The 24,548-nt window shown below is 65.3% G+C and carries 24 protein-coding genes; 13 read left to right on the top strand and 11 right to left on the bottom strand.

Going from position 1 to position 24,548, the window contains the following annotated elements; genetic code table 11:
- Positions 1–32 precede the first annotated feature (32 nt).
- The 5 genes from IEX33_RS06130 (at position 33) to IEX33_RS06110 (ending at position 5,275) form a co-directional block, all read left to right on the top strand.
- Positions 33–1,112, top strand: a complete 1,080-nt coding sequence (locus IEX33_RS06130) for a PrpF domain-containing protein (protein WP_188728586.1) — start codon at positions 33–35, stop codon at positions 1,110–1,112.
- Positions 1,113–1,191: 79 nt separating this feature from the next.
- The gene (locus IEX33_RS06125) at positions 1,192–2,409 is read left to right on the top strand and encodes a Bug family tripartite tricarboxylate transporter substrate binding protein (protein WP_188728584.1); all 1,218 of its coding nucleotides are present in this window, start codon (positions 1,192–1,194) and stop codon (positions 2,407–2,409) included.
- Positions 2,410–2,417: 8 nt separating this feature from the next.
- Complete coding sequence (locus IEX33_RS06120) at positions 2,418–4,388, top strand: tripartite tricarboxylate transporter permease (protein ID WP_188728582.1); 1,971 nt, start codon at positions 2,418–2,420, stop codon at positions 4,386–4,388.
- A gap of 36 nt (positions 4,389–4,424) precedes the next feature.
- On the top strand, positions 4,425–4,805 hold the full coding sequence (locus IEX33_RS06115; RefSeq protein WP_188728580.1) for a universal stress protein: 381 nt from the start codon (positions 4,425–4,427) through the stop codon (positions 4,803–4,805).
- A 209-nt stretch (positions 4,806–5,014) separates the two neighbouring features.
- On the top strand, positions 5,015–5,275 hold the full coding sequence (locus IEX33_RS06110; RefSeq protein ID WP_188728578.1) for a hypothetical protein: 261 nt from the start codon (positions 5,015–5,017) through the stop codon (positions 5,273–5,275).
- Positions 5,276–5,309: 34 nt separating this feature from the next.
- Here the strand turns inward: IEX33_RS06110 and IEX33_RS06105 are convergent, their stop codons facing one another.
- A complete protein-coding gene (locus IEX33_RS06105) occupies positions 5,310–5,711 on the bottom strand; it encodes a CBU_0592 family membrane protein (RefSeq protein ID WP_188728576.1) in 402 nt (133 codons plus the stop codon).
- A gap of 286 nt (positions 5,712–5,997) precedes the next feature.
- Between IEX33_RS06105 and IEX33_RS06100 the strand changes: the two genes are divergently transcribed.
- The 7 genes from IEX33_RS06100 (at position 5,998) to IEX33_RS06070 (ending at position 14,710) form a co-directional block, all read left to right on the top strand.
- A complete protein-coding gene (locus tag IEX33_RS06100; RefSeq protein WP_188729192.1) occupies positions 5,998–6,405 on the top strand; it encodes a helix-turn-helix transcriptional regulator in 408 nt (135 codons plus the stop codon).
- Positions 6,402–6,824 (top strand): VOC family protein, encoded by a 423-nt coding sequence (locus tag IEX33_RS06095; protein ID WP_188728574.1) that lies wholly within the window; start codon positions 6,402–6,404, stop codon positions 6,822–6,824. The genes IEX33_RS06100 and IEX33_RS06095 overlap by 4 nt, the downstream gene beginning before the upstream one ends.
- Positions 6,825–6,915: 91 nt before the next feature.
- On the top strand, positions 6,916–9,306 hold the full coding sequence (locus IEX33_RS06090) for an ATP-binding cassette domain-containing protein (RefSeq protein WP_188728572.1): 2,391 nt from the start codon (positions 6,916–6,918) through the stop codon (positions 9,304–9,306).
- 463 nt (positions 9,307–9,769) lie between these two features.
- Positions 9,770–11,149, top strand: a complete 1,380-nt coding sequence (locus tag IEX33_RS06085) for a tetratricopeptide repeat protein (RefSeq protein WP_188728570.1) — start codon at positions 9,770–9,772, stop codon at positions 11,147–11,149.
- On the top strand, positions 11,146–12,336 hold the full coding sequence (locus tag IEX33_RS06080) for an MFS transporter (RefSeq protein ID WP_188728568.1): 1,191 nt from the start codon (positions 11,146–11,148) through the stop codon (positions 12,334–12,336). The genes IEX33_RS06085 and IEX33_RS06080 overlap by 4 nt, the downstream gene beginning before the upstream one ends.
- Positions 12,337–12,338: 2 nt before the next feature.
- Positions 12,339–14,036 (top strand): alpha/beta fold hydrolase, encoded by a 1,698-nt coding sequence (locus tag IEX33_RS06075; protein WP_188728566.1) that lies wholly within the window; start codon positions 12,339–12,341, stop codon positions 14,034–14,036.
- Positions 14,037–14,137: 101 nt separating this feature from the next.
- Positions 14,138–14,710, top strand: coding sequence for an MOSC domain-containing protein (locus IEX33_RS06070; protein WP_188728564.1), 573 nt, complete (start codon positions 14,138–14,140; stop codon positions 14,708–14,710).
- On the opposite strand, the gene IEX33_RS06065 is transcribed toward IEX33_RS06070, so the two are convergent.
- Positions 14,711–15,889, bottom strand: coding sequence for an MFS transporter (locus tag IEX33_RS06065; protein WP_188728562.1), 1,179 nt, complete (start codon positions 15,887–15,889; stop codon positions 14,711–14,713).
- Positions 15,886–16,542, bottom strand: a complete 657-nt coding sequence (locus tag IEX33_RS06060) for a GntR family transcriptional regulator (protein WP_188728560.1) — start codon at positions 16,540–16,542, stop codon at positions 15,886–15,888. Before IEX33_RS06060 ends, IEX33_RS06065 begins: the two co-directional genes overlap by 4 nt.
- 63 nt (positions 16,543–16,605) lie before the next feature.
- Between IEX33_RS06060 and IEX33_RS06055 the strand changes: the two genes are divergently transcribed.
- Positions 16,606–17,331, top strand: a complete 726-nt coding sequence (locus IEX33_RS06055; RefSeq protein ID WP_188728558.1) for an SDR family NAD(P)-dependent oxidoreductase — start codon at positions 16,606–16,608, stop codon at positions 17,329–17,331.
- A gap of 24 nt (positions 17,332–17,355) precedes the next feature.
- On the opposite strand, the gene IEX33_RS06050 is transcribed toward IEX33_RS06055, so the two are convergent.
- The 8 genes from IEX33_RS06050 to IEX33_RS06015 form a co-directional block, all read right to left on the bottom strand.
- Entirely contained in the window at positions 17,356–18,339 is a 984-nt protein-coding gene (locus IEX33_RS06050; RefSeq protein WP_188728556.1) for a cyclase family protein, read from the bottom strand.
- Positions 18,336–18,590 carry a hypothetical protein gene (locus tag IEX33_RS06045; RefSeq protein WP_188728554.1) on the bottom strand — a complete coding sequence of 85 codons (255 nt, stop codon included), beginning with the start codon at positions 18,588–18,590 and terminating at the stop codon, positions 18,336–18,338. The genes IEX33_RS06050 and IEX33_RS06045 overlap by 4 nt, the downstream gene beginning before the upstream one ends.
- An 11-nt stretch (positions 18,591–18,601) precedes the next feature.
- On the bottom strand, positions 18,602–19,939 hold the full coding sequence (locus tag IEX33_RS06040) for a TRAP transporter large permease subunit (RefSeq protein WP_188728552.1): 1,338 nt from the start codon (positions 19,937–19,939) through the stop codon (positions 18,602–18,604).
- Between the two features lie 79 nt (positions 19,940–20,018).
- Complete coding sequence (locus tag IEX33_RS06035) at positions 20,019–20,798, bottom strand: NAD(P)-dependent oxidoreductase (protein ID WP_188728550.1); 780 nt, start codon at positions 20,796–20,798, stop codon at positions 20,019–20,021.
- A 22-nt stretch (positions 20,799–20,820) separates the two neighbouring features.
- The gene (locus IEX33_RS06030; RefSeq protein ID WP_188728549.1) at positions 20,821–21,450 is read right to left on the bottom strand and encodes an RraA family protein; all 630 of its coding nucleotides are present in this window, start codon (positions 21,448–21,450) and stop codon (positions 20,821–20,823) included.
- A gap of 32 nt (positions 21,451–21,482) precedes the next feature.
- Entirely contained in the window at positions 21,483–22,487 is a 1,005-nt protein-coding gene (locus IEX33_RS06025) for a tripartite tricarboxylate transporter substrate binding protein (RefSeq protein ID WP_188728547.1), read from the bottom strand.
- Positions 22,488–22,533: 46 nt separating this feature from the next.
- Positions 22,534–24,036 (bottom strand): tripartite tricarboxylate transporter permease, encoded by a 1,503-nt coding sequence (locus IEX33_RS06020; RefSeq protein WP_188728544.1) that lies wholly within the window; start codon positions 24,034–24,036, stop codon positions 22,534–22,536.
- Positions 24,037–24,038: 2 nt separating this feature from the next.
- Positions 24,039–24,542, bottom strand: a complete 504-nt coding sequence (locus IEX33_RS06015; RefSeq protein ID WP_188728543.1) for a tripartite tricarboxylate transporter TctB family protein — start codon at positions 24,540–24,542, stop codon at positions 24,039–24,041.
- Positions 24,543–24,548: the final 6 nt, after the last annotated feature.

Raw genomic sequence — 24,548 nt, 5'->3', positions numbered from 1 at the left:
AAAGACGGGCCCAAAAGATGTGAAGGGCAATCATGTTTAAGATCCCAGCAGTGTGGATGCGGGGCGGAACCAGCAAGTGCTGGGTCTTCGAATGGGACAACCTCCAGGTCCCCGGAAAGAGCGTGGACGAAGTTCTCCTCCGCCTCTTTGGCAGCCCCGACCACCGCCAGGTGGACGGAGTGGGCGGCGGGACGTCCACGACAAGCAAGGCCGTCATCCTGTCCCGCTCCCTCGGTGAGGACGCCGACGTCGACTACACATTCGCCCAGGTGGCCATTGACGAACAGAAAGTGGACTGGGGAAGCAACTGCGGCAACTGCTCGGCAGTGGTGGCCCCGTACGCCATAGAGCGCGGCTGGGTGGAGCCCGGCCAGGAAAGCACCTCGGTCAGGACGCTGAACACCAACACCGATCAGCTCATCCTGCAGAAAGTCCCCACCCCCGGTGGCGCACTCCAGGATCCCGGGACCCAGCTGATCCCGGGAGTTCCTTTCCCCGGACTTCCGGTGGGCATGGGTTTCCTTGACCCTGCAGGGCGCACCACCGGGAAGCTGTTTCCCACCGGCGAGCCCCTGGACAAGGTGACCTTCGACGGCCGGCAGATTCCCGCCACGCTCATTGATGCCGGGGCACCGCTGATCATCCTCGACGCAGCGTCCATCGGGCTCACGGGCCACGAAACCGCGGCGGACATCGACAGCCAGGCGGCATTGCTGGTGCACCTCGATGACGTGCGCAGGGACGCGGCCGTCCGCATGGGTCTTGCCGCGAGCCGGGCCGAGGCTGAGCGGGCCATCCCCAAGCTGGCGATCGTGGCCACGGCATCCCCTGACGACGAGGCTGACCTTGTTGTCCGAATGCTGTCCATGGGCAGACTGCACCCCGCCCTCGCGATCACCGGAAGCGTGGCCCTGACCATGGCCGCGCAGCATGAGGGCACGGTGGTCCGGGACCTGCTCGCCACAGATTCCTCCTCAGGCCTGACCATGCGGACACCGGCCGGCATCGTCCAGACATGGGCGGAAGTACGTGACGGCGTCCCCGTCGTCGGCACCCTTCGCAGCGCCCGCCGCATCGCTGACGCGGAACTGCTGCTTCCACAGACCTGGTAACCCCCCAACAGCCTCCCCGCCCAGCTGCACCGGACTGGTGTTTCATGGAAGGAAGGCACCAACCCCAAAGGATTCCTCAATGACGAGCAATAAGTCATCCTTGGAGCCGCCCGGAACCTCCCCGGACGGCGCTGCCGACCCTGCAGAGCAGACCCAACAGACAGAGCTGCCAGATCCCCCGAAGCACTCCCGGCGCACGATTCTTGCCGCAGTAGGAGCCTTCGCACTGCTGGGAACTGCCACCACCGTCCTGGGCGGAAGCCTGCTGAACCCGCCCTCCAGCACCGAAGACGGCGATTTCAGCGGCGAGACCCTCGAATTCCTCATTCCGCTGGCATCAGGCGGTGGCACGGACACGTGGGCGCGCTTCATCGGCACAGAGCTCACCAACTACGTGGCCGGCCGCCCCGGCTTTGCCCCCGTGAATGAAGCCGGCGGTGAGGGCATCCTGGGGACCAACCGGTTCGCCCGCTCCGCCAAGACTGACGGGACTGAGATCCTGGTGGGCACCGCATCGACGGTTGTGCCCTGGGTGCTGGGCCGCTCAGCGGTGAAGTACTCGTTCGAAGACCTGAAGCCCGTCGTCGTCAATGGAACCGGCGGCGTCATCTACGCCCGGGCTGAAGCCGGGGTGGCCGGCCTGCAGGACCTGATCAACAGGGACACCCCGCTGGAATTCGGCGGCATCAGCGCCACGGGCCTGGACATCACCACCTTGGTGGCTTTCGACCTGCTCGAGGCGGACGTCACCAGCACCTTCGGCTTCGAAGGCCGCGGACCCGTCAACCTGGCCCTCCAGCGCGGGGAGATCGATCTGGACTACCAGACGACGTCGGCCTACGGCTCGGCGGTCGAAGGCATCGCCAAGGAAGGCAAAGCCGTTGTCCTGATGTCGTTCGGCCAGCTGGACGAGGCCGGGGAAGTAGTCCGCGACCCGAACTTTCCGGACGTTCCCACGGTTGCAGAAGCTTACGAGACGCTGCACGGATCAAAGCCCTCAGGTGAAAAGTACGAGGCCTACAAGACCCTGCTTGGACTCACCTACACCTACCAAAAAGGGCTCTGGGTTCCGCAAGAGACACCTGAGAAGGCGTACCAGCTGCTGCGCGAGTCCAGCGAAAAGCTCGGCACGGACCCGGCATTCCAGGAGAAGGCCGCTAAAGTACTCGGCGGCTATCCCCTGGTGGCCGATTCCGGCGTGGCCGAACGGGTCCGCGAGGCCTACACCGTCAGCAGCTCCGTCCGGTCCTATGTCACGGGACTGCTCGCGGACAAATACAACATCCACGTTGAATAAGGACCATCATGCTTGACTCCGCAATGGCAGCGCTGGCATCCCTCGCTGATCCTTCCCTCCTCATCATGCTCCTGATCGGCACCGTCGCCGGCCTGGTCATGGGACTCATCCCGGGCCTCGGCGGCACAGGCGCCGTCGCCATCCTCCTGCCCATCACGTTCGGCATGGAACCGCCCCAGGCGCTTGCCCTGCTCATTGGCGCCCTCGCCGTCGTGCACACCTCAGACACTGTTTCCGCTGTCCTGCTCGGGGCACCAGGCTCCGCCTCCGCCAGCGTCACGATGCTCGACGGTTATTCGATGGCGAAGAAAGGCGAGGCAGCACGTGCCCTGACCCTGGCGTTCCTGTCCTCCATGGCCGGCGGCATCATCGGTGCCATTGGACTGACCCTTGCCATCCCCCTTGCCCGGCCGCTGGTCCTCTCCTTCGCCAGCCCCGAGCTCTTTATGCTGACCGTCCTGGGCGTCGCCCTGGCAGCAGTACTGTCCCGGGGAAACATCATCAAGGGCGTCTCCGCAGGCCTCCTGGGCCTGGTCCTGGGCATGGTGGGAACCTCGCCCACCACCGCTGAGGAGCGCTTCACCTTCGGTAGCCTCTTCCTGGGCGACGGCCTGTCACTTGTGGCCGTGGCGCTGGGCATCTTCGGCCTGGCCGAAATCGCCTCGCGGGCAAGCCAGCGCCGCGGACAGAAGGAAACCATCAGCCTGGGCGGGGGATGGGGCCGCGGCATCCGCGAATGGCTCAGCCACTGGACCCAGGTGATCCGGGGAGCACTCATCGGCATCTGGGCAGGTGTCCTGCCCGGCGTCGGCGCCACCGCCGGAACCTGGCTGGCCTACGGCCAGGCCGTCGCAACGGCCAAGGACAAGCGCAAGTTCGGCAAGGGAGACCCCCGCGGGATCGTCGGCCCCGAAAGCGCCAACAACTCCGTGGAAGCCGGCGACCTGATCCCAACCCTCCTGTTTGGTATCCCCGGCGGTGTCCCGTCGGCGATGCTCCTGGGCATGCTCCTCACCTACGGCATCCAGCCGGGCCCCTCCATCATCACCGAACACCTGGACCTGATGTACCTGATCGTGTGGTCCTTCGCGATCGCCTCGATCCTGGGCGCACTGTTCTGCTTCCTCAGCGTCAAGCAGCTCGCCAAGCTCACCAAGGTTCCCTTCGCGGTCCTGGCAGCAGGCCTGGTGGCTGTGATGCTCCTGGGCTCCTTCCAGGAAGGCGGCCAGCTCGGCGACCTCTGGATCATGATCATCCTGGGCGTCTTTGGCTGGCTCCTGAAGTCCACCGGCTTCCCCCGGGCACCGTTCCTGATCGGTTTCGTCCTGGCCATCCCGCTGGAGCGGTACTACTTCCTGACGGACAGCCTCTACGAAGGATTCGACTGGATGCTGCGTCCCGGTGTCCTGGTGTTCCTGGCCATCCTGGTCCTCCCCATCATCTGGGCTTTCATCAAGTTCATCCGGGCCCGCCGCAAGACCAACTTCGACGACGGCCACAGGGACGAACAGCCCGAAGATGATGAGGCTCCGCTGAAGAACTCCAACTGGTCCCTCGTTGCGGCAGGCATCTTCACCGCGGCCTTCGCTGCGGCACTGATATCGTCCACGTCATTCTCGCCGGAGGCCCGGCTGGTGCCGCAGCTGGTGAGTATCGGCGGCCTGGTGTTCTCCGGGATCCTGTTGTTCACCGAGATCCGCACCCGGCTCCGGGCACGGACCCAAGGGGCAGGCTGGACCCTTGACGCAGGGTTCGCGTTCAAGACGTTCGCATGGATGACCGGATTCCTCGCACTGACTGCCGTCTTTGGGTACCTGATCGCGGTAACGATCTTCATCCCCGCCTTCCTGCTGGTGGTTGCTAGGGCACGGCTGAAAGTCGCCGTGATCTATACAGGCGTCCTGTACCTCGTGCTCCTCGCACTCCCGTCGCTGCTGCCGATCGACCTGCCGCAGGGCTGGTTCAACACCCTCGTTTAGATGTCCGCCACACACTTTGGCCATTGGAGATAAGAAATGACGGTACTCGTCGCCTATGCACCTGCTTCAGAAGGCAGGGAAGCCCTGTCAGAAGGAATCAAGGAAGCGCACCTCAGGAAGTCGGACCTGCTGATTGTGAATATCGGCCGCGGCCACCACGACCTGGAACCGGAGGAAGTGCGCGGGCTGGAAGCCCGGCTGGGCGAGGCCGGCCTGGCCCTGACCATCGAATCCTCGGTCCTGTCTGATCCCGGGGATGCTGTCATCCAGATCGCCCAGGACCGCAACGTCGACATGATCGTGATCGGCCTTCGGCACCGGTCGATGGTGGGAAAGCTCATCCTCGGAAGCACCGTGCAGAGGATCCTTCTCGACGCCACCTGCCCCGTGCTGGCGGTCCGCTCCGACAAGCTCTGACCGGAGCCCGCAGACTGCCGGACTTCTTGTCCGGCCTGCGTGCTGCCGTTCCCGCACTCCATCGCAACAGGTAGCCCGAAGGACGGGCGCAGGGACGCCACAGCACGCAAAGGAGGCGGGGTGACCGCCGGTCACCCTGCCTCCTCCCATGAACTTTCCGAAGGCAGTCCGGCAAGGACAAACCCCCGACCAAGGAGAATGAGAAAACCTTGTACAACCGTCCCCAGCCCGTCGGACAGGGTGGCGCACCCCTTTCTCCTGAACCGGTTCCCAACTGGTGCAAACTTTCGCGAAGCGACCAGGTGGAAATCCACCGCCAGGGGCGGCCCATCGCATCGGGACGCATCGACATGCTCGCCCTGGACGGCAGCCTCCTCTGGCTCCAGCAGGACGAAGGAAAAGGCCGCGCCCTGTTCCTGCACAGTGACGGCCTGCGTGTTTACCGCCGGCCCGCAGCCAGGAACGCGTAGAGCCAACCACCTTGCGGATGACCGGCGGAGGCCTTCAGTGCGCCAGCCGCTGCCCGTCAGCCATGGCAGGCATGGAGACGGCGGGCATGGAGACCACTGGCATGGAACCGGTAAGAACCTCGACGACGGCCATCTGTCCCGTGGTGTCCGGGACACCCGGGAACTGGACCTGCGGGTCGGCAGCCACCGCCGCCGGGCTGTTCTCAGGACGCATCCGGACAAGCGCCACGGCGGAGATGAGGAACCAGGCCACATTCGTCACCACGGAAGGCCAGGCCCCGTGGAAGGTTCCGTTGATGATGAAGGCCACCGCGCCAATAAGGTTCGCGGTCTGGAATCCTTTGCCGGCCTTCAGCCAGCCCATGGAAACGGCCAGGTACGCGCTGAGAATCGCAGCCGCGCCGGCCCAGCCGGCGATTTCCCACAGCAGTTCCATGGGGTCCTTTCAGGGTGCTGCCCGCGCAGTATCCGGGCAGGGTCTTTGACAGTGATGAAAAGGGTTTGGTTTCGCCGGATGCCACTGCTCAGTGAACGGACATCATCCAACACTGCGTTGACTCGAGCCCTGTTCGGGCGAGGACCTCATGCCGGCTGGCGGCACAATCATACCCCGCAAAAAGGGGCCGTTTTGCGCAGCCACCGCGCCCTAAAAAGTCTGGACAACTCCCCCGCCAGGGAGCACCATCTGAAGGGTGACTACCGACCCCCAGCTGCGCGAGCTGATGCTCCTTCGCCGGGTCAAGGACCGGATCGACCGGGAGTACGCGCAGCCCCTGGACGTCGAGGCCCTGGCCCGCGGTGTCCACATGTCCGCCGGCCACCTCAGCCGCAGGTTCAAGGCCGCGTACCAGGAATCGCCGTACAGCTACCTGATGACCCGCCGGATCGAACGGGCCATGGCCCTGCTGCGCCGCGGTGACCTTTCCGTCACGGAGGTATGCTTCGCCGTCGGCTGTTCCTCGCTGGGCACCTTCAGCACCCGCTTCAGTGAGCTGGTGGGCATGCCGCCCAGCGCCTACAAGCAGGAGGCAAAAAGCACGACGGCGGGCATCCCCGCGTGCGTGGCAAAGCAGGTCACCAGACCGGTCAGGAATCGAGAAGCGCCGGTTCCGGAGCCGCAGCTAGCATGACTGCCATGAACAACATCACCATCTCCTCAACGTTCCTTCCGCACACCGATCCCGACGCTTCCCTGGCGTTCTACCGCGACGCCCTGGGCTTCGAGGTCCGCAACGATGTGGGCCGCGGCGCCATGCGCTGGATCACGGTGGGCCCCGCCGGGCAGCCCGGCGTTTCCATCGTCCTTCACCCGCCGGCCGTGGACCCGGGCATCACCGACGACGAGCGCCGCACCATCACCGAAATGATGGCCAAGGGCACCTACGCCACCGTGATCCTCTCCGCCCCGGATGTCGACGCCGCCTTCGCCCAGGTGGAGGCGAGCGGGGCCGACGTCGTGCAGGAACCGGTGGACCAGCCCTACGGAATCCGCGACTGCGCCTTCCGCGACCCCGCCGGGAACACCGTACGGATCAACCAGCAGGCCTAGGCTGATACAAACGACGGCGGCCGGCGGCTGGGCACGCAGCTTCCGGTCAGCGCAGCCCAACAGATAGCGCAGCCCAACAGATGGAGACCCGATGAGCACGGACACCGGCACCACCACCCAGGCCAACGGGCTGCACGTCGCCGACACCCACGACCTGATCCGCGTGCAGGGTGCGCGGGAGAACAACCTCAAGAACATCAGCGTTGAGCTGCCCAAGCGCCGGCTGACGGTGTTTACCGGGGTGTCCGGCTCAGGCAAGAGCTCCCTGGTGTTCGCCACCATCGCCGCAGAATCGCAGCGCATGATCAACGAGACCTACAGCGCGTTTGTCCAGGGCTTCATGCCGAACCTGGCCCGCCCGGAGGTGGACTTCCTGGAAGGCCTGACGACGGCGATCATCGTTGACCAGGAGCGCATGGGCGCCAACCCGCGGTCCACCGTGGGCACCGCCACCGATGCCAACGCCATGCTCCGCATCCTCTTCAGCCGGCTCGGCACCCCGTACGCCGGCCCGCCCACGGCGTTCTCCTTCAACGTTCCCACCCGGAAGGCCAGCGGCGTCATGTCCACGGACAAGGGCGGCCGGGTGGAGAAGGCGGTGGTCAACCATGCCGTCTACCTCGGCGGCATGTGCCCGCGCTGCGAGGGCATGGGCAACGTCAGCGACATTGACCGCACGGCACTGTACGACGACGCCAAGTCCCTGAACGAGGGAGCGCTGACAGTTCCGGGGTACTCCATGGACGGGTGGTACGGGCGCTTGTTCGAGGGCATGGGCCTGCCGATGGACAAGCCCATCGCCAAGTTCACCGCCAAGCAGCTGGACACGATGCTCTACGCGGAGCCCACCAAGATCAAGGTGGAAGGCGTCAACCTGACCTTCGAGGGGATCATCCCCAAGATCCAGAAGTCCATGCTGTCCAAGGACCCCGAGGCCATGCAGCCGCACGTCCGCCGGTTCGTGGAGCGGGCCGTCACGTTCCAGACCTGCCCCGAGTGCGAGGGGACCCGGCTGACCCAGCAGGCCCTCTCCTCCAAAATCAACGGCAGGAACATTGCCGAGCTGTGCCAGATGCAGATCAGCGACCTTGCCGGGTGGGTCCGTGACGTGAAGGACCCCTCGGTGGCTCCCCTGCTCAAGGGCCTCCAGCACCTGCTCGACTCCTTTTCGGAGATCGGCCTCGGATACCTCAGCCTGGACCGGCCGGCCGGCACCCTGTCCGGCGGCGAGGCCCAGCGCACCAAAATGATCCGCCACCTCGGCTCCTCGCTCACGGACGTTACATACGTCTTCGACGAGCCGTCCATCGGCCTCCATCCGCACGACATCGAAAGGATGAACCAGCTCCTGCTCCAGCTGCGGGACAAAGGCAACACCGTCCTGGTGGTGGAGCACAAGCCGGAGATGATCACCATCGCGGACCACGTCGTCGACCTCGGTCCCGGGGCCGGGACCAACGGCGGCGAGGTCTGTTTCGAGGGCACCGTGGAGGGCCTGCGGAGCAGCGACACCATCACCGGGCACCACCTGGAGGACCGCGCGGCCCTGAAGGAGGCCGTCCGGAAGGCGTCCGGGGCGCTGGAGGTCCGCGGCGCATCGACGCACAACCTCCAGGACGTCGACGTCGATATTCCCCTGGGTGTCCTGACCGTCGTCACCGGGGTGGCCGGCTCGGGCAAGAGCTCCCTGATCCACGGTTCCGTGGCCAAGCGCGAGGGCGTGGTGGTGATCGACCAGGGCGCCATCCGAGGTTCGCGCCGCAGCAACCCGGCCACCTACACCGGGCTGCTGGAGCCCATCCGCAAGACGTTCGCCAAGGTCAACGGCGTAAAACCGGCCCTGTTCAGCTCCAACTCCGAGGGCGCCTGCCCCACCTGCAACGGCGCGGGCGTCATTTTCACCGAGCTCGGCGTGATGGCCACCGTGGAGTCACCCTGCGAGGACTGCGAGGGCCGCCGCTTCCAGGCCGCCGTGCTGGAATACACCGTGGGCGGGCGGAACATCGCGGAGGTCCTCGCCATGTCCGTGACCGAGGCTGCGGCCTTCTTTGCCGAGGGTGAGGCCAAGACGCCGGCCGCGCGGACCATCCTGGCGCGGCTCGAGGATGTTGGCCTGGGCTACCTCAGCCTTGGCCAGCCGCTCACCACACTTTCCGGCGGCGAGCGCCAGCGGCTCAAGCTCGCCACCCAGATGGCCGAGAAGGGGGACGTGTACGTCCTGGACGAGCCCACCACCGGCCTGCACCTGGCCGATGTGGAGAACCTGCTGGGCCTGCTGGACCGGCTGGTGGAATCCGGCAAGTCCGTGATCGTGATCGAGCACCACCAGGCCGTGATGGCGCACGCGGACTGGATCATCGACCTTGGCCCGGGAGCAGGGCACGACGGCGGCCGGATCGTTTTCGAGGGCACGCCGGCTGAACTGGTGGCCGGCTCCGCGACGCTCACCGGCAAGCACCTGGCGGCGTACGTCGGTGCGTAAGCAGTATTCCGCCTGCACCAGCAGGAACCTCCGTATACCGGAGCACCGCATCACGCCGTGAAAGCCCCGCCCCAGCGTATGACTTTGGCAATAAGTAAAGTTGTGTTAGTTTCCTCGCTGAGGACGGCACGAGGTTGTTCTCATTAATTGATTGGGGAAATTAATGCAGCTCAGGATCGAGAAGCCCAAGGAACAGAAGATCGATTTTGCCGTTCTTTATGGCGGTAAAGCCACCACCATCTAGTTCCGTTGCAGGGGTGCCGGTTGCAGATCGGCACCCCTGCTTTGGCTACATTTAAGGATTTACTTGTTCTGCGTTAGCGCCTCAATCCATTCCCCCATCTCATTCGGTGTTGTAAAAACCGTCCTGCAACATTTCAACTTAACTCCGGACGAACACCCCGACGACTTATCCCTGAGCCTTCGGCTTCTCTACCCCCTGAACACCAAACTGGCCGCCAAAGTGCGGATCGGCACAACCAGCCTTACGGATGCTGCGACGTCCAACGAGCAGATCCGGTTCTTCCAGCACCAGCGGGCCCGACGAAGCTACATCAAAATTGCCCGATACGTCCGCGAAGCCTTCGGTCCCATCGAAATAGACGTGACAGACGCTGAGGCCTTGGACCGGCCCAGCCGCGATTTCCTGGACGCGGCAGTTCGCGTAGGCGGCTGGTCAGTCCAACTGCGTTTTGACAGCGGCGGCCATGAATCCGTCCCTCATTTCTCGGCCGAGGAACAGTCCTTGCTGAACATGCTGTCACCGTCCGCGAGGAAGGACCATGCGGGACAGATCGTCACCATGGCCTTCGACTACGTCAACTCAGGAGATGCATGGACAGCGCTGAATCTTGGACATCTGCTGCAAGAGGTTGAGCAGTCACCCCGGGTGTGGAACCTCCTGGCGCTTGCGCACGCCATGGTGAACGAGACAGTCCAGGCCGAGTTCTATTACGACCGCTGGAGCACATCCAAAGAGCCTCTCGACGCAATCCGGGCCCTCTACGGAAAAGCCATGCTTTACGCCCGCCACCACCCGGACGGCCTTCGAAGTTTGGCTCGTAGCGAGGCGTTGCTGAATGAGGCCTATGCCCTCATCCCGCAACTGGGCTCCCAAGAGCGCGCCGAGGACCGCGTTGTCTTTGACGAGGTTTTCAACAGGAACGGCTATGCACTCATACTCTTCCGCCGCGGCCACGTGGACGAGGCCATCCGGCTCCTTCGCGAGGGCATCAAAAGGCTCACGCAGACCGGCGAGAAAGTGGCCATCCACCGATCCGTCCTCATTTACAACCTTGCCCAGTGCTACAAGCAAACCGGAAACCTGACCGCTGCCATTGCCACCTACGCTGAACTCCTGGACGTTGACCCCCGCATGCCCGAATACCACTTGGAAGCAGCAAAATGCCACGCGTCGGCCGGAGACTTAGAGGCCGCACTGGCTGCCTGCCGGCAAGCCGTGGAATTGGATGACAGTCTCGCCTCTGCATGGTGCCTGATCGGGGTATACGAAGGGGAAATCGGTTCACATGGGGTAGCCGCGGACGCGCACGCACGGGCCGCGTCGCTCGATCCCGCCTCTTACGTCCATCCCACCAATCTGGTTTACAGCCTCATCCTCGCGGACCGCGTCGATGAAGCCACCCAGCATGTTGACGGCTGGATCCACAGCACCCTGCCAAAGGAAGAAGCCGAACGCCGTGCATCGCTGAGCGCAGAGATTGCAATCCGGCAAGACCGCTGCGCTGAGGCTCTGGAACTGATAGAAGCAGGACTCGCATTGTTCCCTGACTCCGACGTCCTGGCAGCAAACCGGGAAGCACTTCTGGGCATGCACGTATGAGCCTCGGATTGCGGGGACAACTGGGAGTCTTCACCGTTCTGTTTGCCGGTGGAATGTGGATGTCAAAAGTTGCACAACCACTCTATTTTGAGCAGGTGAATGCGTTAGTAGCATTCGGTATTGGTTACGCCGTTATGGCAGTCGTAGGCGGGTTCTCTTTCGCGTGGGGCGCCTTTGCAGACCGCTTTGGCGGCTTGAATGCTGTTCGTCTGGGAACGCTTCTATACGCTATCGGAATTGCTGGCCGCCTTTTCACGGACGTTATTCCGGTAGTGATTTTCTCAGGGGTTGCAGGCGCAGGCGCATCCCTGGTTCTTGTAGCTATTAGGCCTTGGGTGCGATCCACAGCCTCCGATGAGGAAATTCCCAAAATTGTCGGAGCCCGAAACCTCGGGAATCAGACGGGTCTCCTGCTGGGCACAGTCGGGGCTGCATCTATCTTCGCGTTGTCGGCAACCCAAGGGGACGGGGCGAAGACCGCTTTGCTGATTGCCCCCGCACTCGTGGCAGCAGCGTTTGTGTGGGTGATGCTCGCGCCGAATTCCCAAGCCCGCAGTCTGCCGAACTCCGTGCCGGAAGAGGCAGACGAGGCCGCCGATAGGCGGCGCTACAAGGCCTTGGCCGTAAAGCTGGCCGTCATCGGCTTGCTCTCTGGCTTCTATGTCAGTCTGGTGGCACCTTATTTGCCGTTGATTCTCACCAATGGTGGCGCCACCGCCGCGCAGGCAGCCTTGATCATGGCGCTCATGAGCGTTGCTCAAATCTGCGCCACCTGGATCTTCTCCCGCTACAGCACCAGCAGCCGGCCCTTCGCGCTGTTTGCTGTGTCCGAGGTTCTTACAGGAGTCATTACGCTGGCTGCCGCGCTGGCCTTGGGGTTGGGAGCTCCGTGGATAGCAGTTATCTTCATCGCGCGGGCTGCTTTCGTGTCGCTTGCCATCGCATCAGAGGAAACGATCCAGTACGCCATTATCCCGGCCCAGGCAACAGGTTTTGTTTTCGGGATTTCGCAAACTGCGTTCTTGGTTGGAGATACGCTTGGTGGCGTCCTCGGCGCCCCTCTTTGGCTCAACGCGGGCCCGGAGGGACTGCTGTTCACTGCTGGCGCAGTTACGTTGTTCAATGCAGTGCTTCTGCCTGCGCTTCTGCGCAGCGTTCGCAGCGAATCGACAGTGAAGGCGGCCTGATCATGCCGGTCGAGTCCCTTTTCGAGGAGGACCACCTCGTTCCCCTCGCACTTGTAGGCTCTACCCTCTTCACCTTCAGCCAACTCGATGGGTGCCTCTACCGAATATCAACCCAGGGACAGGATGAGCCCGGCGGGTATGAGCAGATATTGTTGTCCGGCTTTTTGGCGCCCTTTTGTCTACCTGGCCACCCTTTCGTCTATGACCTCATCCATGATTCGGTCACGTTGACGGTAAGGGAGTTTCCCCTTGTAGCAACGGGCCTGGGCCAACCCCTTGAGCGTGCCATCCCGTCGCCATCTAATCAGACGCACCGCATTGTCAGCCTCATCCCAGATGCAGAAGAAGCGACACTACGTGTGGTTTTCGAGTCATTGACCGCAGCGGGGGACACTCTCCTCCTCGATCTGGGGTGTGGGGATCTGCGGCCGGTCGCACCCAGCCACGGCGCACCAAAATGCATATTCGCTGACGGGACCCTGGTTGCCGAATCGGAGGTCGGGTGGAGCATGGTCCGCGACGGGAACAGCGTGGGGCATGGTGCCGGTTTGATCGTTGCCGCCGCATCCGAGTTCGTTGTTATTAAGCGGTCGAATAAGTCCGGTGCCCGATTCTCCGTAGTCCGCGGCGCCGGCGAGGCGGAAATCGTGGCTCCGCCGGGCTGGTCCCTGATCTCTGTCGCTGCGTCGGACACGCGTATAACGGCCTATGGCATCCACGCAGAAAAGGGACAACACCTGCTGCATATGGATCCCTGCGACGATTGCTTCACGTTAGCTGAAGCTCAATGCGGAACGTCCCAGGTTTTCGCCATGGGAGCGGCTGCTGACCCGGTCATCCGGTCCACGGGTCTCGCAATTGGATCGTGCTGGCGGACCAGACGGGGCCTTATCGCCGGGATCGCCGCTGTAAGGAGGGAACTGACGGTGAGCCAGATCACCCCGGCCGGATTGCCGTGCGTTTACGTGCATGCCGGACGGCCGCCGCGTGGCCAGGAGCTCGTCGTCTGTCTTCACGGTGGCCCGGACAGCCATGAGCTCGACGACCTCAGATATGGCGGTACCTATCGAACCGTTATTGATGCAGGTTTTGACCTGCTCATCATCAATTATCCCGGCTCTGCCGGCTTTGGCTCCGACTTCCAGGAACGCGCCTGGCTCAACTGGCAGGCCGCGATTCGGGAAACGGCGAAGGCAGTCGCCGAGGTCATGGCCACGCGCAGAACGCCAGAGGTCTCCATTTTCGGCGTCAGTTTCGGAGCGTGGGTGGGCCTTCAGCTTGCCGAGCATGTCGAGCCGAGGCAGGTGGTTGCTATGTCTCCCATCATCAACCTCCAAGATCATCTTCAGCTACACGGGGATGAGCCGGAGTTCAGGAGGTGGGCGGCGGTTCGTTTCGAACTGACCGCGGGAGGGCCTGACGACGGCGAACAACACACCCGGAAATGCCCTGCGCGCGTGGTGGTCATCGCTCCGGACGAAGATGAAGTCGTGCTGCCGAGTTCCACCCGGAGATCCACGGACCGTGCAACAGGGCACGGACGGGAGTGGTCCCTGGTGCCGGTCCCGGGTCACCACTACCCGAGAACCTCCGCTGCAGCCGAGCATCGTTGGGCATCGTTGGTCAACGCCATTGTTCAGCGCCGTGACAGTAATGCACGAGCATTCAGCGCTATCGACGCAAGTACCGGGAGTTCCTGAACGCGGCACACGATTTCTCCGGCCCGTTCATCCTGCTCCACAGGCTGGGAGGCCGCCGCCTTTAACCGTATTTGTGGGGCAGGCTGGCCTAGGCTGTGGACATGTCAGCTAAGTACCGGTACGGCGTCGAAATCCTGCACCTGCTGGTGTCACCCGGGCACGCCTACTTCGGCCGGGCACGCGACGGCGCCGCCGATGTGCCCACCTTCGACGCCGGGAGCGCGGAAGTGGTGGCGGGCAAGGGCATTGTGGGCGACCGTTTTTTCGGCAAAGCGGCCCATATGGACGCTGCGGTGACACTGTTCGCCGTCGAGGCCCTCGAAGCCATGGCCGGGGAACTGGGCGCCGGACCGTTCGATCCGTTGGCCACCCGGCGGAACGTCATCCTCCGCGGAGCCCACCTGGCTCCGCTGCTCAACCAGGACTTCGCGCTGGAATCCGGCGGTTCCCGGGTTGAGTTCCACGGCGGCCGGCCCGCACACCCCTGCGCCTGGATGAACGAGGTGCTGGCCCCCGGCGCCCACGCATCAATGCGGGGCCGGGGCGGCATCCGCTGCCGGGCACTCTCAAGCGGAACGCTCCATCGCGGCCCGGCAGTACTGGTCAGCCCTGTTCCACTGGATCCGGAGCAGGCCGGCGTGCCCACCCTGCTGCGGCCAAGTCGGCTGCCGTAGTTAGTCGTCCAGCCGAACGCCGCGGAGCAGCAAAAGCGTCCCGCCCACTGCGGCCGCGGACGCCAGGAAAACCCCCATCGCGCCAACTCCTGCCGCTGCCACACCGATAACACTGGGAAGCACCACCTGGCCCACCCGGTTGCCGGCGAGCCGGAGGGCAAGGGCACGTCCGCGCTGCCCGGCGGGTGCCTGCGCCGAAAGCCAGGACATGGTGAGCGGCTGGCCAATGCCAAGGCCCAGTCCAAGCACGGCCATGACCGCAAAGAGCAGCGGCACCGGCATGGGAACCGCCATGGCGGCCAAAGCGATGGTGGACAGCGCCAGGCTGGCCACGAGCAGCCGCTTGCGCCCGAGTTTCCGGGATACCTGCCCCAGCAGGATGCGGGACACCATTGAGTACACGGCGCGGACGGCGAGCAGGGCGCCAACGGTTGCCGCGCTGAGCGCGCGTTCGGATCCAAGCACCGGGAGGTAGACCATGGTCAGGTCCACCACGGCAAGGACAGTGGCGCTGGTGGCCAGGGCCCGCGCCACGCCGGGAGTCTTCAGCAGCGAGGCCACGTTGCCTTTGCCGCCGTTCGCCGGGGCTGCCGTTCCCTTCCTGGCGCTGACAGTTGCCGAGATGCCAAAGGTGGTCACCAGGAGCACCAGGCCCATGCAGGCCGAGAGGAGGAAGATCGCCTGGGTGTCGGGGCGGATGGCCGCCCCTCCCACCAGGGAGATGGCCAGCGGCCCTACTGCCTGTCCCAGGGACGCCGCGAAGGTGAGGTAGCCGAAGGCCGAATCCATCCGGGATGAGGCGGCGTTGTTGGCCACCACCGCCTGTTGCCCCACCACACAGGCCAGTTGGCCGACGCCCAGGAGGGCGGTTCCGATGATCAGGGCGGCGATGGACGAACCCCACAGCAGCAGGAACAAAGCGCTGGCCAGGACGACGGCGGCACCGGCCGCCATGAGGCGGCGTTCACCCAGGCGGTCCACCAGGGCGCCTGTGGGGACGGCGAGCAGCAGCGGGAAGACGGCGTAGCTGGCCGCCAGGAGCCCAAGGGCGAAGCCGGGGACGTCCAGTTCCAGCGCGCGGTACGTGGCGGCCGGCCGCAGCAGGAAGGTCAGTGCCTGAATCAGGGTGGAATGGACCAGGAGGGCCGCAGTCGAGCGCCGCCCCAGTTCGCCGATCATGCAGTGGTGCCGGAGATGGCCCGCACCGCCGCATCGCGGGCGCCCATGACGTGGTCGAAGGCGATCCTTGCAGCCTGGTCCGGGTCGCCGGCGGTCACGGCCGCCACCAGGGTCCGGTGCTGGGCCAGGGCCTGCTCCCGCCGTTCCTGGGTGCTGTTGGTGAAGTGCCGGTACCGCTCCATCTGGTTTGAGATCTGGTCATGGAACCGCCGGGCCCACAAATTGCCGGCAATCCCGGCGATCTTCCCGTGCAGCGACATCCCCTGCTTCATCGCTTCATCGGCGAAGCCCACCATGGCGGCGTTGCGCTCCAGGATGCCTTCGAGTGCGTCGATGTCAGCCAGCGTCGCTTTGAGGCAGGCGTTCCGCGCCATGAGGGACTCCATTGCAGCGCGGACCTCGTACAGCTCGGAAATTGCTGCCTCATCCAAGGCCGGCACCAGAACGCCGCCGGTGGTTTGCTGTTCCAGGAGGCTCTCCGAGATCAGCCGCCGGATGGCTTCCCTCAGCGGCGTCCGGCTCACCTGCAGGGCAGACGCCATCGCGGGTTCGTAAACGCGCTCCCCCGGCTTCAGCTCCAGGCTGATGATCTGCCGCTTCAGCTCGGCGTAGACGAAATCCGCTCCGGTATTGCGGGTGGTTGCACCAGGCATGTTGTTACCTCCACAGCAACCCTAGCGCTAGGTGCATACTTGTATACAACTTGAGGAGGACCAGTGGCGCGCATCTTTATCACCGGCTCCGCAGATGGGCTGGGACGGCACACAGCCGCGACGCTCATCGAGGAGGGGCACGACGTCGTCGTGCATGCCCGCAGTGCGGAACGCCTGGCTTCCGTCCAGGATCTCCTGGACCGCGGCGCGGACGGCATTGTTGGCGACTTGGTGGCCATGGACCAAATCCGCGATATCGCCGGTCAGGTGAACCGGGTGGGCCAGATGGACGCCGTCATCCACAACGCCGGGGTGCTCCACGGCCCGGACATTTTCCAGGTCAACGTCGCCGCCCCCTACCTCCTCACCGCACTCATGCAACAGCCGCGGCGGCTGATATATGTCAGTAGCGGCATGCACCGCGGCGGCCACGCCGGGCTCGCGGCCCTCGGCACGGGCGCCCGGAAGGTGACCTATTCGGACAGCAAGCTCTACCTCACGGCCCTGGCAGCCGCCGTCGCCCGCTTATGGCCGGACGTCCTCAGCAACGCCGTCGATCCCGGCTGGGTGCCCACCAGGATGGGCGGGGCCGGCGCCCCGGACGACCTCCGGCTCGGCCACCTCACCCAGGAGTGGCTGGCCGCCAGCGATGACCCGGAGGCCCTGACGAGCGGCGGCTACTGGTACCACCAGCACCGGGAAAAGCCGCATCCCGCCGTCCGCGACGAGCGGTTCCAGAACGAACTCCTGGACCACCTGGCCGGTGTGACCGGCGAGCGCCTGCGCTGACCCGACAAGCCAGCCCGGCGGGCCTCACAGCAAGGCAATGGCGTTCGCTGGTGACCCGGTCGCGCCGATGATGTTCAGCGGCTTGATGGTGATGAAGGCGTCCCATTGGCCGGCACTCCCCATGTGCCGGGCGAGGGGACCCAGCCGCCAAAGTTCACCCAGGGGCATGCCAAGTTTGGCCAGGAGCTGCTGATGCATCATGCCGTGGTCGTTCGGTGCTGACTCACGGTAAGGGCTTGCGGGCACGGCGGGCAGGCATTCGACGGCGAAGTTGTCCGCCGCGAGAAGCGCCAGCCGGTGGTCCCAGGCCCAGGCGACGAACTCCTCCGACTGGGCAACCCCCGTGGCGCGCCTGCTATCCCGCATGCGTTGCTTGTCCTCCGGCGCCAGATCCAGGAACCATTCGCACCAGCCCGTGTGCAGCATCAGGATGTCGCCCTGCCGGAGGTCCATGGACTGGGCGGCCAGCGCCCCCTCGATCAGGTCAAGGCCCAGCGGTTCACCGGCAGCATGGTCAATCGGAGCGCCCTGCCCGGCCCGGTACCCGGCCAGGTCCACCAGGACTCCCCTGCCAACTATGGGATGGTCTGCCCATTCCTGGATCCCCAGGTCCGGCGTGCCCGCGGTGATGCGGTCATCCGGCGTGCCGTTGTAGAAGCCGGCATCGTCCGCCCGGCGGTGCCGCAGCCCGTCGATCTGGCTGGATCCCTGCAGGTAGTACCCGTCCAGGAAATCATCGCGGTGGGCCGGGTGCGAGGAGTAGATGGTGTGCCGGGGCGCGCCGCGCTTGAGGGACATGCCGGGATCAAAGGCATCGGCCGGATAGTCGAGGCCAATGGCCGTGCCCATGCGGATGCAGGTGCGTGCCGCCAGCACCGCCTGGGGAGTAATGAACGACGGCGTCCCCCGGGTTGGGTCCGGAAAGAGCCCCCAGGAGGTCCCCGCCAGGGCACCCTCCCGCTCCAGCAACCCGGCGAACGTTGGGTAGGTTCCCGCTCCGGGATTCACCGTGCCCCTGCTTCCTGCGGCTGCTCCTGGTTCTGGCGGCGCTTGTAGCTGAGCAGGAAACCGGCCACGGCACAGATGGACGCCGCAATGCACATAGGCGCCTTGATGGTGTCATTAAGCAGCGTGAGCCAGTCGCCCTGGCCCGCCGCCAGGGCGATGGCCTGCCCGGCCACGAACACAATGCCGCCAGCCAGCAGCGCTGCGAGGGTGAGGACGAAGAGGACTTCGATGGCCCTCCGGATGGTATGCATGGTGGTGTTCCTTAAACGGGCAGGATGCCGAGGATGATCAGCACGCCGATGCCCAGCAGCGGCATGGCGTAGTGGGTGAACAGCCGGAGAAACGTGGTGATCGGGTCCACGTCTGCGATGCCGCAGGCCACGTACAGCGGGGCACCGCCCGGCGGGACCGCCGCCTCGCAGGAGGAGAAGACCAGGACGGCCACGGCCGCAGTGGTGGCCGGCACTCCGGCCGCCACCAGGGCGGCCACGCCGACCGTTCCGACGGCGGCCATGGTGGCCGTCGCGGACAGCGGCGCAGCCACAGCGATGACAATCAGGCCGATCAGGATGGCCAGGAGCCACAGCGGCAAGTTCATCCCGTTGAGCAGTTCGGTCATCTGCTGTGGAAGTCCGGTGGCTGCCAGTGCGTTGGCACCGGCGAAAGCGAACACCACGGTCACCCCCACAATCCCGAAGCGCGGCGCGGAGTCCTGCAGCAGCGCCCACCACGCCCTGCCGTCCCTGGGCAGCTTCTTCCGGCCCAGCAGGAGGCCGGTGACGATCAGGACCACGGGAATCCACACGATGACGCTGACAGCCTTGGTGACATCGCCCCCGGTCCAGCCGGAAAGACCCTTGGCGATGGCACCGGAGGTGAGGACCAGCGGAATGGCCACCACAATGAAGAGCAGCAGCGTGGTCCAGCCGCGGCCGAACGCCGCCCGGACGGGCAGCCGGTGCGCTGCATCGAGGGAAGCCATGCCGCTCTTGCGGACCAGCAGCCAGGTGACGATCAGCCGGTGCAGGAAGCACCACAGGCCGCCGAACAGCAATGGGAGGACCAGAGCGTTGATGTCCAGCAGGGGCCCCACGGTGGCGGAACCGACCAGGACGAACATGGATGCGCTGAACGGGAACGTGATGCCCATGCCGGCGTTGCCCGCCACGAGCGTCGCCGCCGCGGGCTTGTCCAGCTTGGACTTTTCCATCCAGGGGATGGTGACCGAGCCGACCGTGGCGGCGATGGCGGCCTGGTTGTGGACCACGCTCCCCAGACCCGCCGATGCCACGGTGGATACCCACGCCGGACCGCCCTTGACCCCGCCGATCAGGGAATTAAGCAGATCGATCAGCCGGTCCAGCACCCCGGTTCTGTCCAGCAGGTAGCCCATGAACACGAAGGCCATGGTGGCGTAGACAATGTCATCGGTGATTGCCGAGTACAGCGAATCCCAGCCGGTCTGCGGCGCTGCCGCCCCCAGGAAGGGAAGCACGGCCAGGAATCCGAGGATCATCGCCTCCCCCACGCTGCGCCTGAACACGGTGGTCCAGAGCAGGATGACGGCAAGGTAGGCGGCGAGGGCCCAGATGCCGATCATGCTGCTTCTCCTGACGGCGGGACGCCGGTGATGTGGTCGGTCACGAAATATCCGCTCCTGATTGTCCCCGACTCTGCGGTCAGCGCAAGGCCGCCGCTGGTTCCCGGGCCATCCGGGCCAGGGCAGCGGCGGAGGCGGTGGTCATCTCGGCCGGTACGCCAAGGTCGCCCAGGTAGCTGGCGGTATCCTGCATTTCCTTGGAGCGGCGCACTGCGTGCTTGGCAGTGCCGGTGAGGAACCGGTCAATCACGGCCTGCCCGTTGCCTGCCAACTGGCTGGCGATCTGGGCCCGGATCCAGTCCTCGAGTCCGGCGGCGCGGCCCGCGGTCACGGCCTCCACCACCACGGAGGCCAGGCCCTTCATCAGGACGCTGCGAAGAAGCTTGTGGGCCATGGCCGCCCCCGGTTCCCCTTCGGCGATTTCGACCTCGACCCCCAGGGGGCCGAGCAGGTCGGCGACAGCCCGGGCACCTGGCCCGCTGGCCATGAGGGGCGTTTTCTCCCCCAATGCCGACACGGGACCCAGGATGGCGACGTCGGCGAAGTCGGCATTGCCGGGCTGCCGCCCGAGTTCCTGCATGGTTCCGGGAGAGGACGAGGTGAAGTCCGCGTAGCAGCTGCCGGGACCGAGAACCGGAAGGCACTCTGCGGCGACGCTGCGTGCGGCGGCGGCGCCCGTCATCACCAAGACGATGTCCGCGCCGGCGCAGGCTTCTGCTGCGGTGGCGGCCCGGGTGATGCCGGCAGGAGTGGTGGAGGCAACGGGGTCGAATCCCGTGACCTTGTGCCCTGCGGCGTGGAGTGCCGCGGCGTAGGTGGCTCCGGCTTCGCCGAGGCCAATAACGGTTACCGCTGTCATGGTTTTCTCTGTCTCTCGTGGTTCAGCCGCGGGCTGCGACGATGGCTCGGCGGCGGTTCGTTTCATCAGCGAAGACTGCTTCCGCGGCATCTGCGACCGCGGCCGCCTGCTCCCGCGGGATCACCACGACGCCGTCGGAGTCGCCGATGACCACGTCACCGGGCAGGACGGGGACGCCACCGAAGGCGAGGGGCGTCCCCAGGCGGAACGGACCGTTCTTGTACGGACCGGCAGGGGAAGTAGCCCGGGCGAAGACGGGCATGCCTATCTCACGCAGCGCATCGGCGTCGCGCGCTGCCCCGTCCAGCGCGAAGCCCGCGATGCCAAGGTTGATGGCACGCTCACCGATGAGCTCCCCCAACAGGGCACGGGACGAATCCCCTCCGCCGGCAACAACCAGCACGTCACCGGGGCGGGCCAGCTCAAGGGCCCTGTGGATTCCCTGGTTGTCCCCGGGCCTGGTCCACACCGTAAAAGCGGGGCCGGCCAGCAGGGCACCCGGCCAGATGGCCTGGATCGCGGAGTCGGCGACGCCGAGCCGGTCCATGGCGTCGCCGATGTTGGCGGCGGGCAGTTTGGCGAGGCGCTCCACCACGCCCCTCTCGGGGCGGGGGAAATCGGCGGTGAGGGTGTCTATGGCTGGGCTGGTCATGATGCTTCTTCCGTCCGGTAATTGCGGGAGGTTCAGTCGGTCTTCTGGACCATCGGCAGGACCTTCTTGAAGTCCTCTTCCTGCCCGGCCCAGTACTGCTTGTAGTCTTCGCCGGAGAGGTAGCTGGTCTGCAGGCCAAGGTCCTGCATCTTCTGCACCACGGCGGGGTCCTCGATGGCTTTCTGGATTGCGGCCTCGAGCTTTTTGGCCACCTCATCCGGCAGCCCGGCAGGCGCCGAGTAACCGCGCGTGGTGCCCGCCTCGAGGTCGTAGCCGGATTCCTTGAAGGTGGGGACGTCCGGCAGTGCCGGCGCGCGCTCCGAGGTCATGACGCCCAGGACGCGGGCCTTGCCCTGCTTGGTCAGGTCAACAACGTCGCTGACGTTGGCCACGAGGATGTCCACGTGCTTGCCCAGGAATGCAGTGGTGGCCTGCGAAGCCCCTTCCGAAAAGTGCACGGGGGCGAATTCGGAGCCGGTGCTTTCCTGGATCTGGGCCATGGCGAAGTGTTCACCGGTCTGGAGCCCGGTGGTGCTGGCGGTCATGGACTTCGGGTTCGCCTTTGCGGCGTCCAGGAGGTCCTTCAGCGTCTGGTAGGGGCTGTCCGGCTGCACTGCGATGACGGTGGGGTCGATGACCTGGCGGCCCAGGGGCTGGAAGCTGTCCCTCGTGTACTTGGCCCCGCGTGAGGGGTCCAGCGGGGAGACGACGACGGACGGGGAGCCTGTGGCGCCGATGGTGTAGCCGTCGGGGGCGGCGCTGGTCAGCTGGGTGTAGCCGATCTGGCCGCCTGCGCCGGGCTTGTTGTTGACCTCGACGTTGGTGCCGAGCTCCTTTTCCAGGATGGGCTGGATGAGCCGGGCTGCCGTGTCCACGGCGCCGCCGGAGGAAAAAGCCACAACGAGGTCAATCGTCTTGCCCTTCTTCGGGAAGTCGGTGCCGGGGGCGTTCGTGGCTCCGGCGTTGGCGCCGCAGCCGGTGAGTGCGATCAGGGATGCCGCGGCGAGTGCGGCATCGATGCGGGAACGGGTTTTCATGGTGTTCTTCTCCTTTGAAGGGGGTATTCGGGGGTTGAGGTGTGGTTTAGGTTTCCGGGTCCTCGTTGAGCGCTTTGGGCTTCCGGAGCTTCAGGAGCGGGCTGAAGATGATCAGCAGCCCCAGGCCGATCAGGACTGCCGATATGGGACGGCCGGTGAAGATGCCGAAGTCACCCTGGGAGATTTCGAGGGACTCGCGGAGGGAGCGTTCCATCAGCGGGCCGAGCACCAGGGTCAGCACCATGGGCGCCAGCGGGATGTCCAGGTGCCGGAGCGCGAGGCCCAGGAGACCGAAGCCGATCATGACGAAGACATCAAAGACGCTGAAGTTGATGGTGTAGGCGCCGATGACCATAAAGAGCAGGATCAGGGCGGTGAGGATGGTGGTGGGGACCCTCAGGATGGAGGTCCACAGTCCCACCAGCGGAACATTCAGCACCAGCAGGAGCAGGTTCCCGATGAACAGGCTCGCGATGATGGCCCAGGCAATCTCGGAGTGCTCGGTGAAGAGGGTGGGCCCCGGGGTGAGGCCCTGCTGGAGGAAGGCGCCCATCAGGACGGCGATGGTGGGTGATGCCGGGATACCCAGGGTGAACAGCGGGATCAAGGCGGCGTTGGCGTGGGAGTTGTTGGCCGTTTCGGGCCCGGCCACGCCTTCAATGGCGCCTTTGCCCAGTTCGTTGCGATGGCGGGAGAACTTCTTTTCCGCGCCGTAGGCCAGCAGGGATGAGACCGAGCCGGTCATTCCCGGAATGAGGCCGAGCCCGAAGCCGATTCCGGTTCCGCGGGCCATGGCGGGCGCACTCCGGCGCCATTCCCTCCCTGTCGGAAGCAGGGAACGGAGGTTTGGGGCGTGCACGTTGGGGGTGGCGGTGCCCTTGCGGTAGGACAACAGCTCGGAGAGGCCGAAGACCCCCACGATCACGGCAACAAAGCTGACGCCGTCCAGGAGGCGGTCCATGCCGAAGGTGAAGCGCGGCGCCCCGGCCACGGGATCGATTCCGACCATCGCAATCAGCAGGCCCAGGGCTCCGGAGATAACGGCCTTGACCATGGACTTTCCGGCGAGCGCCACGAGCAGGGAGATGCCCACCACCATCAGCGCAAAGAACTCCGGCGGACCCACCAGCAGCCCCAGCTCGCCCAGCGGTTTGGCGGCCATCACCAGGCCCAGTGTGGCGACGGTGCCGCCCACGAAGGATCCAACGGCGGCAATGGTCAGGGCTGCCCCGGCCTTGCCGAGCTTTGTCATTGCGTAGCCGTCAATGGTGGTGATGGCGGAGGCGGCTTCGCCGGGGGTGTTCAGCAGGACGCTGGTGATGGTTCCGCCGTAGGCCGTGCCGTAGAAGATGGCGCAGAGCATGATGATCGCCCCGGTGGCATCAAGGTTCAGGGTGAGGGGAATGAGGAGCGCGACGCCGGCCACCGGACCGATGCCGGGCAGCACGCCGATGATGGTGCCCAGCAGGCAGCCCAGGAAGGCGAACAGCAGGTTTTGCCAGGTCATGGCGGCCGCGAAGCCGCCCATAAGTTCGTTGAGGGTATCCACGTTCAGAGTCCGATCGTGTTCAGCAGGGGGAAGGCCGAAACGGGCAGTGCCACGTTGAGGCCGTAGTTGAAGGCGTAGAACGCGCCCACGCTGCCGGCGAGAGCGGTGACCAGGGAGGAGGGCCAGGCCCTGCGGCCGCGCAGCTTCAGGTGGTACATGAGGAAGAGGAACATGCTCAGCTGGAAGCCGAGCAGGTCCATGACGGCGGCGAGGACCACCAGGCTGGCGACGACGGCGATCACCAGTGCGCGGTCAACGCCCTCTGCCGTTTCGCTGGGGCGGCGGAGTTCCTGGAGGAGCCAGACAGCGGACATCGCGGCGAGGACTGCGCCCATGGCAAAGGGGAACAGTCCCGGGCCGGGTCCAAGGGAGGTCCACAGGCCCAAGCCCACCGAGCTGGTGAGGACGTACACGCCGACGGCCGCGAACGCGCCGATGCCTGCCAGCACGGAGGGTGCCACCCTGGCGGCGGTCTTCGATGTGGCTGTGACTGACTCCGTTGTCATGGTTCC

The organism is Pseudarthrobacter scleromae (genome assembly GCF_014644515.1).
Classification (GTDB): Bacteria; Actinomycetota; Actinomycetes; order Actinomycetales; family Micrococcaceae; genus Arthrobacter; species Arthrobacter scleromae.
The sequence above is the reverse complement of the archived record's forward strand: the minus strand, read 5'-3'. Positions and strand labels throughout refer to the sequence as shown.

Bases quoted from the DNA above. Each gene is read 5' to 3' on its own strand.
- IEX33_RS06130 (WP_188728586.1), top strand. From the start codon at position 33: ATGTTTAAGATCCCAGCAGTGTGGATGCGGGGCGGAACCAGCAAGTGC.
- IEX33_RS06125 (WP_188728584.1), top strand. From the start codon at position 1,192: ATGACGAGCAATAAGTCATCCTTGGAGCCGCCCGGAACCTCCCCGGAC.
- IEX33_RS06120 (WP_188728582.1), top strand. From the start codon at position 2,418: ATGCTTGACTCCGCAATGGCAGCGCTGGCATCCCTCGCTGATCCTTCC.
- IEX33_RS06115 (WP_188728580.1), top strand. From the start codon at position 4,425: ATGACGGTACTCGTCGCCTATGCACCTGCTTCAGAAGGCAGGGAAGCC.
- IEX33_RS06105 (WP_188728576.1), bottom strand. From the start codon at position 5,711: ATGGAACTGCTGTGGGAAATCGCCGGCTGGGCCGGCGCGGCTGCGATT.
- IEX33_RS06100 (WP_188729192.1), top strand. From the start codon at position 5,998: ATGCTCCTTCGCCGGGTCAAGGACCGGATCGACCGGGAGTACGCGCAG.
- IEX33_RS06095 (WP_188728574.1), top strand. From the start codon at position 6,402: ATGACTGCCATGAACAACATCACCATCTCCTCAACGTTCCTTCCGCAC.
- IEX33_RS06090 (WP_188728572.1), top strand. From the start codon at position 6,916: ATGAGCACGGACACCGGCACCACCACCCAGGCCAACGGGCTGCACGTC.
- IEX33_RS06080 (WP_188728568.1), top strand. From the start codon at position 11,146: ATGAGCCTCGGATTGCGGGGACAACTGGGAGTCTTCACCGTTCTGTTT.
- IEX33_RS06075 (WP_188728566.1), top strand. From the start codon at position 12,339: ATGCCGGTCGAGTCCCTTTTCGAGGAGGACCACCTCGTTCCCCTCGCA.
- IEX33_RS06070 (WP_188728564.1), top strand. From the start codon at position 14,138: ATGTCAGCTAAGTACCGGTACGGCGTCGAAATCCTGCACCTGCTGGTG.
- IEX33_RS06065 (WP_188728562.1), bottom strand. From the start codon at position 15,889: ATGATCGGCGAACTGGGGCGGCGCTCGACTGCGGCCCTCCTGGTCCAT.
- IEX33_RS06060 (WP_188728560.1), bottom strand. From the start codon at position 16,542: ATGCCTGGTGCAACCACCCGCAATACCGGAGCGGATTTCGTCTACGCC.
- IEX33_RS06045 (WP_188728554.1), bottom strand. From the start codon at position 18,590: ATGCATACCATCCGGAGGGCCATCGAAGTCCTCTTCGTCCTCACCCTC.
- IEX33_RS06040 (WP_188728552.1), bottom strand. From the start codon at position 19,939: ATGATCGGCATCTGGGCCCTCGCCGCCTACCTTGCCGTCATCCTGCTC.
- IEX33_RS06035 (WP_188728550.1), bottom strand. From the start codon at position 20,798: ATGACAGCGGTAACCGTTATTGGCCTCGGCGAAGCCGGAGCCACCTAC.
- IEX33_RS06030 (WP_188728549.1), bottom strand. From the start codon at position 21,450: ATGACCAGCCCAGCCATAGACACCCTCACCGCCGATTTCCCCCGCCCC.
- IEX33_RS06025 (WP_188728547.1), bottom strand. From the start codon at position 22,487: ATGAAAACCCGTTCCCGCATCGATGCCGCACTCGCCGCGGCATCCCTG.
- IEX33_RS06015 (WP_188728543.1), bottom strand. From the start codon at position 24,542: ATGACAACGGAGTCAGTCACAGCCACATCGAAGACCGCCGCCAGGGTG.